Here is a 10,424-nt window from a genome sequence, read left to right as displayed (position 1 = left end):
TCCTCGCGCCGTTCGCGCCGCATGCGTTGCAGGCGTATCGCGATGCGTTGCATCAGCCCGGCGCGGTGCACGCGATGTGCGAGGACTATCGGGCATCGGCGAGTATCGATCTCGAGCATGATCGGGCGGATCTGGAGTGCGGCAACAGACTCGCGTGCCCGTTGCGGGTGTTGTGGGGCAAGGAGGGCGTGATCGAACAATGTTTCGAGCCGCTCGACGAATGGCGGCGCGTGGCGCGCGATGTCAGCGGCCGTGCGGTGCCGTCGGGCCATTACATTCCGGAGGAAGTGCCCGACGAATTGCTCAAGGAAATCCTCGCCTTTTTCGAGGCAACCGAGCGCGCCGCATGATGCGGCACCTGGCGTCATCGAGTGTTCAGGTAAGTGTTATCGGTCTGTAGGGAAAGCACCGATGCATCTCAAAAACAGGCGCGTTAGGATGCATCAGGCGCTGATCACGTCAACAAATTCCGCCGCTTGGACCTGTTTATCGATAACCCATCGACAGCAGACAAGCGGCTTTCTTTTTGCCTCGGCGCTTCAGACAACCGTCACCGTCTCGCCATCCACCTTCAGCACGCCGCTCGTCTGAAGCTCGCCGAGATACTTGCGTATCAGTTGCGCGTGGTTGCCGGAGAGCATGGCTGCGGCGGCGCGCATGGCGCGGGCGGTATCGGCCATCAGGATCAGTTCGCTGACCTGCATGGAGCGCAACTCCATCAGCTTGAACACGATCAACACCTTCAGCGCGTTCTTCGCGTTGCGCTCGGGATCGGCACGCAAATAATCGATACGCGATGACGCCACATCCAGCGCCTTCGAAACATCGGTGAAGGGCGCGCCGTGGCCGGGAATCACCGCGCGTACATCGAGCGTGGCGATCAGGTCGAGCACCGCGCGCTGTTCCGCGAATCCGCTTTCGCCTTCCAGCTCCGGGAAGATCACGCCGAAGCCGGTTTCCCACAGCGCGTCGGCGCTGATCAGCAAGCGTTCCACCGATGAATACAGCATCAGCGAATGCGGATCGTGGCCGGGCGCGCCGAGCACGGACCAGTCGATACCACCAAGATTCAAGACCGCACCCGGCGCAATCGTGCCGGTAAAACTGAAGCGCTCGCAGGTTTGCTCGGTTGCGCGAAACGTGAGTTTGTCTTCGTCCCAGTCGTGTACGGCTTGCGCTTCGGTTTGCGGAATCAAGGTTTTGCACGCGAAGTTCGCCTGCAACAACGCGTTGCCGCCGCAATGGTCGGAGTGCAGATGCGTGTTCAAGATCAGATCGAGCGAACGCCCGGCGCCGAGCGCATTGCGCACGAGCGCGAGCGTCTGCGCCGCGTGCGACGAGTAGCCGGAATCGATCAAGGCGGTGTTTTTATCGTCGATGAAAAGCACGTTGTTCGACGACAGCCAGCCGCGCTCGAAGACGCGCATCGAAGCAGGAAACTGGATCATGCCTGGGCCTTCCGAGGCATCACCACGATCGTCGCTGTCGCCGTGACGACTGTCTCGTCAAGCTGATTCAGCACCTCGCCGTCGAGCTTGACCAGGTCGCCGTCGAGGCTGGCTTTCCAGTGGGCATCGGTGACCAGCCAGCGCATGGCGAGCACGTCGTTCACCTTGACCGCGCGCACGAGCTTGATGCCGAATTCGAGTCCGAGCGGTTGCGCGTAAGCCGAAAAATGTGTCGCGAGCACCGCCATCAAATGCGCGGTGGGCTGCGTACCCGATGCAATCAGAGACCCGAACCGGCTGGCTTCGGCGTAGGCATCGTCGTGATGCAGCGGGTTCTGGTCGTTGACAAGGGTCGCGAACGACTTGATGGAATCAGGCGGCAGTTCGAGCGTGGCCTCCATCCGCTCGCCGACGCGAACAACACGAGGACGCTTTGACGCAAGATCCAGCACCGTGCGCTTTTGCGTGTCATCGAATGACGACCAGCCCGCGATTTCATCGATCGTGCGAAAGCAGCCGTCGCAAAGTTCCGTGCGTGGATTCATCCTGCATACATCGATACACGGCGACGCCACGGCTTCAGTCATCACGCCGTCTCGCGCAACGCGACATCCACGACGGGCGCGTCAGTGAGCGCGATCAATTCCTGTGGCGTCAGGTTGAACACCGCGTGCGGATGACCGGCGGCAGCCCAGAGGCTGTCGAGCGCGAGGAGGTCTTCATCGATCAACGTGACCGGCGGCGTGACGTGACCTATCGGGCCGACGCCGCCGATCGCGTAACCCGTTTTTTCGCGGACGAACCTGGCATCAGCGCGGCCGAGCTCGCCCACGCGCGCAGCGACTTTCTTTTCATCGACGCGATTTGCGCCGCTCGCAATCACGAGCACCGGCGCGTCGTCCTCCTTGCGGCGAAACAGGATCGATTTGGCGATCTGCGCGACCGAGCAGCCCAGTCCGGCCGCAGCTTCCGCCGATGTCTTGCCGGTTTCCGCGAGCATCACGACAGGTTTTGCGTGGCCGCGTTCGCTGAGCAAACGGGCTACGCGCCGGGCGGATTCGGGCAGGGCGTCGAGTGTTTCGTTCATTGGGTCCGTTTCCTGAATGAGCCTGTTTTCAGACGCAAGGCGTCACGCCGTCGCGTTTCTTCGCGAGCAATGCGCGTCCCACGCGCGATGCGCTCGGTTTGCCGATGGCCTGCGAAATGAAGTCGCCGATTTCCACGAGCTGATCCAGATCCACCCCGGTTTCAATGCCGAGTCCATTCAGCAGGAAGATCACGTCTTCGGTCGCCACGTTGCCGGTCGCACCCTTGGCATACGGACAGCCGCCGAGCCCCGCCACCGATGCATGGAATATCTCGATGCCCTCCTGCAGCGACGCGTAGACATTCGCGACGGCCTGGCCGTAGGTATCGTGAAAATGGCCGGACAGCCGTTCACGCGGGAATACCTTCGATACCGCCGCCATCACCTCGCGCGTGCGCCCCGCCGTGCCGACGCCGATGGTGTCGGCAATATCGATTTCATCGCAGCCCAGCGCCTTCATGCGCTCGACGACATCGACCACGGACGCGACCGGCACGTCGCCTTGATAAGGGCAGCCGAGCGCGCAGGAAATGCTGCCGCGCACGCGTAATCCCGCTTCTTTCGCAGCCTTCGCCACCGGCTCGAACCGCTCGATGCTTTCCGCGATGCTGCAATTGATGTTCTTCTGCGAGAACGCTTCGCTCGCCGCGCCGAAGATCACGATCTCGTCGACCTTCGCTTCGAACGCTGCTTCGAAGCCCCGTAGGTTCGGCGTGAGCGCCGAATAGATCGTGCCCGGACGCCGTTCGATTCCGGCCATGACTGCGGCGCCATCGGCCATTTGCGGCACCCATTTCGGCGATACAAACGACGCCGACTCCACGTTCTGCAAGCCAGCTTTCGCGAGCCGGTTGATCAAGTCGATCTTGAGCCCGGTCGCGACGAAATCCTTCTCGTTCTGCAGGCCGTCGCGTGGTGCGACCTCGACGATTTTCACTTTAGGCGGAAGCATGCCTGTCTCCTTTGTTGGGCGGCATCAGTAGCCGCGTTTTACGTCGACTATGCCGGATATGGGTTCACCGCGCGCAAGCGCCCGGATCTTCAGCGCAATCTGTTCGATGCTTTCATCGCGCAACGTAATGGCCGCGACATGTGGCGTGATTTCGATGCGTGGCGTGGTCCAGAACGGATGATTATCGGGCAAGGGCTCCTGATGAAAGACATCGAGCGCCGCCGCCGCGACCTGGCCGGTCTTCATGGCGCGCAGCAGATCGTCATCCACGACGTGCGCGCCGCGCGCCAGGTTCACGATATACGCCCCCGCCGCAAGCCGCTCGAACGCGCGGGCGTTCAGGATGCCTTCGGTGTCCGGCGTGTGCGGCAACAGGTTGATGAGCATCTTCGCGCCATCGAGGAACGCATCGAATTGTTCCGCGCCCGCGAAAGTCTGCACGCCTTCAATCTCGCGTTTCGTGCGGCTGAAACCGCGAACGGGGACGCCGAGCGTGGTCAGCGTTCGAGCCACGCGTGCGCCGAGCACCCCCATTCCCAGCACGCCGACCGTGAATGTCTTGCGCGGATGCGGCTCGAGCTTTTCCCATCGATGCTCACGCTGGATCGCCTCGTATTCGTCCATCCGGCGCAGATAGCGCAGCACCGTGTAGATCGCGTATTCCTCCATTTGCTGCGCCATGCCGCTGTCTTCCAGGCGCACGAGCAGCGCATTGGGCGGCAGCGTGCCCGGTTCCTTGCGTTCGATATCGAGGATTGCATCCACGCCCGCGCCGAGATTGAACACCGCCTGCAGATCCGGGCGGTTCGCGAACAATTCACGCGGCGCGCGCCAGACGACGGCGTAATCGGCGGGGGCGTTATCGCCGGGTTGCCACAGTCGGATATCCGCTTCTGGAAGCGCGCGGGACAGGTCATCGAGCCAGTCCTGGGCCTCGGCTTTGTGCTCGTAGAGAATGATCTTCATCGAAGGGTCGTGTTCGCTGGAGTGTTGAGGCGGTTGCGCAAGTGGATTCATGCATTTTACGGTTTCGCCGATAAAACCGCCCTCCGGTAAAAAAGGGCCGTTTGCACATGGAATTGCCAAGCGAAGGGAAACTACTGGCAGGCGGGTGAAATGGTGTGGCCACGAAACGTGAGGATTAGAGAAAACTTCTCGTGAATTTCGAGGCTGAGGCTATCAATATGAATTGTTGCCAGACGACCCGCAAGCGGCGTTGGTCTCAGTGAAACCGACATTGAAAGAAGCGAGCAGACTAGGCGCTCGAGCTTCAGGGGACGGCCGATGAGTAACCGTAGCCGGTAGTCCAAGGTGTCTTATAACGGCCGATTGAGCTCTGCCAAAAACGAAGCACCAATTTCCAGAGCGCTTCGGGAGCTTTCGGGGTCTACATCCATGCCGTGCGCAGCGTCGTTCATGACTCGAAGGGAGTCGAGTAACCGTTCTGTACTTGCCGGTGCCAGACCACGGGCGCGGAGAGCCCGCAGCATATTATCGATTCCGATTGGCTTTGTCGGGAGAAAGCCGTGCTCAAACATAATGTCCTGCAATGCTCGCTCGATTTGAATACGCAACTTGACAACGGATATGAGCGAAAATTCGGGTGCGAGCTCCTCGACGGTCGGTAACGACGTCTGATACTGCGCAGGCAACGCTGGTGAAAGGCGATACTGAGCGACCCCCATGGGCTTACTGGAATCGCGCAAGGCGTATTCGACGATTATCTCGTTACGGCCTTTGCAGAGAATAATGCCGATGGTCGGCTGATCGTCCTTGTACCTGAGTTGGTCATCAACTGCGGAAAGATAGAAGTTCATCTTACCGGCGAATTCAGGCTTGAACTCCTCGATCTTTAACTCGACTACAACAAAGCAGCGCAACCGTAGATGGTAGAACAGCAAATCCAAATAATAGTCTTGGCCACCGACTTCAAGATGGTACTGGCTGCCGACGAACGCGAAGCCTTTGCCAAGTTCCAGGATAAGCGAGCGCAAATTATTGATCAAACCGCGTTCGAGGTCGCGCTCAAGTATGTTCGGCCCAAGAGCCAGGAAGTCAAAGGTATAGGGGTCTTTGAGGAGCTGCTGAGCAAGCTCGGACTGTTCGGCGGGTAAGGTTCGCGAAAAGTTTGTCAGCGCGTTGCCTTGACGGCCGAACAGGTCGCCTTCGATCTGGTGGACGAGAACGGAACGACTCCAGCCATGTTCAATGGCTTGCTCGGCGTACCATGCGCGCTTCTCGGTCGCCTTGACGGTATCGAGAAGGCTTATGTTGTGCCCCCACGGCAATTGTGCAACGACCTGTTGCACAAATTCGGCGTCGGTCCAGGCTGCAGCGAACGCCCGCATATATTTCAGATTTCGGGCCGACAGCCCCGTCATCTCGGGAAAGATCCGGCGAAGATCATTTGCTAAGCGGTCGATGATTTTGGCGCCCCATCCTTCGCGCTGCTGTCGAGCCAAGATATCGCGCCCGATGCCCCAATAAAGCAGGATCAGTTCGCGATTAACAGCCAGATTGGCGCGGTGACGCGCCTCACTGATCTTCCGCTTCAGATCGCCGACAAAGACGGAATAACTTTCGGCGTCAATCTCCGGGCCCGGAGTGGTGACCTTGCCGCGGCGAGGGGGTGGTTTTGAAGAAGGGTTTTGCATGCTGCCTACTCCTCGGCTTGGCATGTTCCGCCTGGTTCCAAGCGGAGCAGCGCGCAGCTATCAATGTACGACTGAAGCAGAATAATACCCGTGATAGTCGACAATTTAAGGGGTATGGCTGATCAGTTGGTCAGGGCCTAACCGAATCGCTGGATCAGCCGCGATTTGGCTTTGTGGGCTGGAGACATGGCGTTTGGACGGGCCTGTGACCGAGCGAATGTGATGATCCACTCAGATACGGGCATTCGTTTCAGGTTCCTCATGACCCGCTGCGGCTTCAATTCGTCGACAACTCCCGATAACCAAATGACGATAAGTTGGTTCTCGCCAACGCCGCCTCGCAGCAGAATTGGTCCTCACCATGCCGGCTTTGGCCGCAGCGAGGTTCACATGAGTTCAAACAACACATCCGCCTGGCCGCCGCGACTCGTCACCGTGCCGGGTCTGCACGGCAGCGAAGGCGCGCATTGGCAAACGTGGCTCGAGCGGCAATTGCCGAAATCGCGCCGCGTCATGCAGGACGACTGGGACGCGCCACAACTCGATACTTGGGCGCAAGCCGTCGCGGACACTGTATCGAGCGTTCGCGGCCGCGTCATTCTTGCGGCGCACAGTTTCGGCTGCCTCGCGGCGGCGCATGCGATCGCCGAAGGGTTGACGGGCGATGCCGTCGCAGGCGTGCTGTTCGTCGCGCCGGCAAGCCCAGACAAGTTTCGTTTCGCGGGCACGTTCGAGGCGCGCAAGCTGAACGTGCCGTCGGTGCTGATCGCGAGCCAGACGGACCCATGGATGCCCTTCGACGATGCCCTGCGTCTTGCCAGCCAGTTCGGCAGCGCGCTGGTGAATCTCGGCGACGCCGGCCATATCAACACGGCCGCGGGCTTCGGTCCGTGGCCGCGCGCGAAGTATTTTGTCGATACGCTGATCCATTGCGCCGCGCCGTCGCATTTCGGCGAGAAGAAAGCAGTGGCGCGCGATGTATTCGAGCGCTTCGAACAACCGGCGTATGGATGACGCATTCGACCGTTTGCGGCCCGAACCTTCGAACGTTTTCGATAGAATCGCCGCTGGCGGCGGTTTTTACTATTCGAACAATCGGGGGATACATGGCGGGTTTGAAGCACTGGGCTGCATTCGCGGCGTTGGGTCTGAGCACGTTCGCGCATGCGGACACGTCGTTGCTGAACGTTTCTTACGACGTGACGCGCGAGTTGTACAAGGACATCGATACAGCGTTCATTGCCGACTATAAGCAGAAGAACGGCGAAACGCTGTCCGTGCGCCAGTCGCATGGGGCGTCGAGTGCACAGGCTTTGTCGGTGATGCAGGGCCTGCAGGCCGACGTCGTCACGATGAACCAGCCTAACGATATCGACTTGCTGGTCGAACGTGGCGGCCTGGTGCCGGCCAACTGGCGCACGCATTTCCCGAACAACGCGGTGCCCTACACCACGACGATGGTGTTTCTCGTGCGCGCCGGCAACCCGAAGAACATCAAGGACTGGAGCGATCTGGCGCGCCCGGGCGTGCAGGTCGTGATCGCCAATCCGAAGACCTCGGGCAATGGGCGGTATGCGTATCTGGCGGCGTGGGGCTACAAGAAGCAGCAGGGCGCCACCGATCAACAAGCGCAAGCCTTCGAAAAAGCCATCTTCAAGAACGTGCCGGTGCTCGATACAGGCGGTCGCGGTGCGACGACGACGTTCACGCAACGGGGTATCGGCGATGTGCTGGTGACGTTCGAAAACGAAGTTGCGCTGATGGATACCGGCGCGGGCACCGGCGCGAGCGGGAAGGATTTCAGCGCGGTGTATCCGTCGGTGAGCTTGCTGGCCGAACCGCCGGTCGCGGTGGTCGACAAGGTCGTGGACAAACGCGGCACGCGCAAACAGGCGCAGGCGTACCTGCAGTATTTGTGGACGCCGGCGGCGCAGGAAATCATCGCGCAACATCATTTGCGGCCGCGTAATGCCGAGGTGCTGGCAAAGCACGCAAGCGAATTCAAGCCGATCAAGACGTTCACGGTGGAACAGGTTTTTGGCAACTGGCAGAAAGCCCAGCAAACCCATTTCGCCGATGGCGGGACGTTCGATCAGGTGATTGTGGACAAGAATTGAAGCTGATGCGAAAAGGGCGTTCCAACCTGAGTTGGAACGCCCTTTTTACTTAGCGGTGAGAGTCAGGCTTACTGCACCTGCGCATGCCCGCATTTCACATCGCACGCGTCCGCCGTTTCCATCTGCTGCGAAGCCTCGGCGCGCATTCCCAAGCGTTCCAGCAACTTCCGGTCGGCTTCAGCTTGCGGGTTGCTTGTCGTCAGCAACTGGTCGCCGTAGAAAATCGAATTCGCCCCGGCCACGAAGCACAGCGCCTGCAGCGCTTCATTCATCTGCTCGCGTCCCGCCGACAACCGCACCATTGCCTTCGGCATCGTGATGCGCGCAACCGCGATCGTGCGCACGAATTCGAACGGATCGAGCGGCGCCGTGCCCGTTAGCGGCGTGCCTTCGACCTGCACCAGATTGTTGATGGGCACTGATTCAGGATACGGCTCCATGTTCGCCAGTTGCGTGATCAACCCGGCGCGTTCACGCCGCGATTCACCCATCCCCACGATACCGCCGCAACACACGTTGATGCCGGCATCGCGGACATGTTCGAGCGTGTCCAGACGATCCTGATACGTGCGCGTCGAGATGATCTGGCCGTAGAACTCGGGCGAAGTATCGAGGTTATGGTTGTAATAATCGAGGCCGGCATCGCGCAGACGGGTCGCCTGATGCGCTTCCAGCATGCCGAGCGTCACGCAGGTTTCGAGACCCATCGCCTTCACGCCGCGAATCATGTCGGCGATCGGCTCAAGATGCTGATCCTTCGGATTGCGCCACGCCGCGCCCATGCAGAAACGGGTCGCGCCGTTCGCCTTCGCAATTTCGGCGGCCTTCAGGACTTCATCGACGGGCATCAGTTTTTCGGCTTTCAGGCCGGTGTCGTGATGCGACGATTGCGGGCAATACGCGCAATCTTCCGGGCACCCGCCGGTCTTGATGGAAAGCAGCGTGGAGAGCTGAACCGTGTTGGCATCGAAATGTTCACGGTGAACCGTCTGCGCGCGAAACAGCAAGTCGTTGAAGGGCAGGTCGTAGAGCGCGACGATATCGGCGACGCGCCAGCGGGCCAGCGTTTGCGGTGCGGACGTCTGAGCGGAAGTTTCAGCAGTTTGCAAGTGCGACATGTGATGATCCTTTTCGTTTTGCAGATAACGATGAATTACTGGCCTGCATCTGCCGAACGCAAAGTGTCCAGCAGCAGGGATGTATCGATATATTTCGTCGCCGTCAGCGCATCAGGCGGCGCGAGGCGGGGAATGACGCCGAGCAGCGGCGCGTTGTACTGGCTGTCGAGCCGCAACCGGATTGCTTCAATGTTCTCAGCCGGAAACAGCATGTTCGGATCGATCTGGTTCGCGACCCAGCCGACGAGATGCAACCCGCGTGCGGCAATGGCCTCGGCGCTCAGCAACGCATGGCTGATGCAACCAAGGCGCATGCCGACCACGAGCACGACCGGCAAATGCAATGCGAACGCCAGGTCGGCGGTATCGTGAACGTCGGTGAGCGGCACGCGAAATCCACCCACGCCTTCCACCACGACCACGTCCGCCTGCTTGATGGCCGCCTGATGCGCTTCCACAATGCGCGCGATGTCCAGCGACACGTTTTCGCGCGCCGCTGCAATGTGCGGCGCGGCGGCGTCCTTCAGCAAGAACGGCGTGCGTATGGATGGCGGCAGCGTGACGTTCGCGGCGGCGTCGAGTTGATCCGCGTCTTCGTTGTGCCATTCGCCATTGCGTTCGAACGCGCCGGCGGCGATGGGTTTCATCGCGGCGGCGCGCAGTCCGAGCGATGCAAATCCGTGCAGCAGCGCCGCTGAAACGAGCGTCTTGCCGATCTCGGTATCGGTGCCGGTGACGAAGATCGAGAGGGGAGCTGTCATGGTCGATTGCTCAAGGTTTGCAAGGCATGGTCGAGCTTTGCGAGGTCTTCGTGACTGTGCGCCGCCGACAACGAAATGCGCAGTCGCGATGTACCCACTGGAACCGTCGGCGGCCGGATCGCGGGAACCCACATGCGGTGTTCATCGAGCGCGGCGGCGAGCAGTCCGAGCGATGCAAATCCGTGCAGCAGCGCCGCTGAAACGAGCGTCTTGCCGATCTCGGTATCGGTGCCGGTGACGAAGATCGAGAGGGGAGCTGTCATGGTCGATTGCTCAAGGTTTGCAAG

12 protein-coding genes are annotated in these 10,424 nt (G+C 60.4%); 3 read left to right on the top strand and 9 right to left on the bottom strand.

The window, feature by feature from the left end; all coding sequences use genetic code 11:
* A partial coding sequence (locus ACRXB1_RS20490) for an alpha/beta fold hydrolase (protein ID WP_449493043.1) occupies positions 1-350 on the top strand: 350 nt, incomplete at its 5' end.
* A 189-nt stretch (positions 351-539) separates the two neighbouring features.
* Here the strand turns inward: ACRXB1_RS20490 and ACRXB1_RS20485 are convergent.
* The 6 genes from ACRXB1_RS20485 to ACRXB1_RS20460 all read right to left on the bottom strand — a co-directional run bounded on the left by ACRXB1_RS20485 (position 540) and on the right by ACRXB1_RS20460 (position 6,141).
* The gene (locus tag ACRXB1_RS20485; RefSeq protein ID WP_449493042.1) at positions 540-1,448 is read right to left on the bottom strand and encodes an MBL fold metallo-hydrolase; all 909 of its coding nucleotides are present in this window, start codon (positions 1,446-1,448) and stop codon (positions 540-542) included.
* Positions 1,445-1,993, bottom strand: a complete 549-nt coding sequence (locus tag ACRXB1_RS20480) for a DUF1289 domain-containing protein (RefSeq protein ID WP_449493044.1) — start codon at positions 1,991-1,993, stop codon at positions 1,445-1,447. The genes ACRXB1_RS20485 and ACRXB1_RS20480 overlap by 4 nt, the downstream gene beginning before the upstream one ends.
* A 41-nt stretch (positions 1,994-2,034) precedes the next feature.
* Positions 2,035-2,535: a YbaK/EbsC family protein gene (locus ACRXB1_RS20475; protein ID WP_449493041.1), complete on the bottom strand. Its 501-nt coding sequence runs from the start codon at positions 2,533-2,535 to the stop codon at positions 2,035-2,037.
* Positions 2,536-2,563: 28 nt separating this feature from the next.
* Positions 2,564-3,487: a hydroxymethylglutaryl-CoA lyase gene (locus tag ACRXB1_RS20470; RefSeq protein WP_449493040.1), complete on the bottom strand. Its 924-nt coding sequence runs from the start codon at positions 3,485-3,487 to the stop codon at positions 2,564-2,566.
* A 24-nt stretch (positions 3,488-3,511) separates the two neighbouring features.
* Positions 3,512-4,453 (bottom strand): 2-hydroxyacid dehydrogenase, encoded by a 942-nt coding sequence (locus ACRXB1_RS20465; RefSeq protein WP_449493039.1) that lies wholly within the window; start codon positions 4,451-4,453, stop codon positions 3,512-3,514.
* Between the two features lie 350 nt (positions 4,454-4,803).
* Positions 4,804-6,141, bottom strand: coding sequence for a PDDEXK nuclease domain-containing protein (locus tag ACRXB1_RS20460; protein WP_449493038.1), 1,338 nt, complete (start codon positions 6,139-6,141; stop codon positions 4,804-4,806).
* Between the two features lie 390 nt (positions 6,142-6,531).
* On the opposite strand from ACRXB1_RS20460, the gene ACRXB1_RS20455 reads away from it, so the two are divergent.
* Positions 6,532-7,155 carry an RBBP9/YdeN family alpha/beta hydrolase gene (locus ACRXB1_RS20455; RefSeq protein ID WP_449493037.1) on the top strand — a complete coding sequence of 208 codons (624 nt, stop codon included), beginning with the start codon at positions 6,532-6,534 and terminating at the stop codon, positions 7,153-7,155.
* Positions 7,156-7,247: 92 nt separating this feature from the next.
* Positions 7,248-8,258, top strand: coding sequence for a sulfate ABC transporter substrate-binding protein (locus ACRXB1_RS20450; protein ID WP_075358843.1), 1,011 nt, complete (start codon positions 7,248-7,250; stop codon positions 8,256-8,258).
* 68 nt (positions 8,259-8,326) lie between these two features.
* On the opposite strand, the gene bioB is transcribed toward ACRXB1_RS20450, so the two are convergent.
* The 3 genes from bioB to ACRXB1_RS20435 form a co-directional block, all read right to left on the bottom strand.
* Positions 8,327-9,376: a biotin synthase BioB gene (gene bioB, locus ACRXB1_RS20445; RefSeq protein WP_449493036.1), complete on the bottom strand. Its 1,050-nt coding sequence runs from the start codon at positions 9,374-9,376 to the stop codon at positions 8,327-8,329.
* A 35-nt stretch (positions 9,377-9,411) separates the two neighbouring features.
* Positions 9,412-10,137: a dethiobiotin synthase gene (gene bioD / locus ACRXB1_RS20440; RefSeq protein WP_062168722.1), complete on the bottom strand. Its 726-nt coding sequence runs from the start codon at positions 10,135-10,137 to the stop codon at positions 9,412-9,414.
* Positions 10,134-10,424: aminotransferase class I/II-fold pyridoxal phosphate-dependent enzyme (locus tag ACRXB1_RS20435; protein WP_449493035.1), on the bottom strand; the 291-nt coding region annotated here is incomplete at its 5' end. The genes bioD and ACRXB1_RS20435, both read right to left, overlap by 4 nt.

The sequence above is a fragment of the Caballeronia sp. M23-90 genome (assembly GCF_053574605.1).
This window is presented reverse-complemented; position numbering and strand designations above follow the sequence as displayed.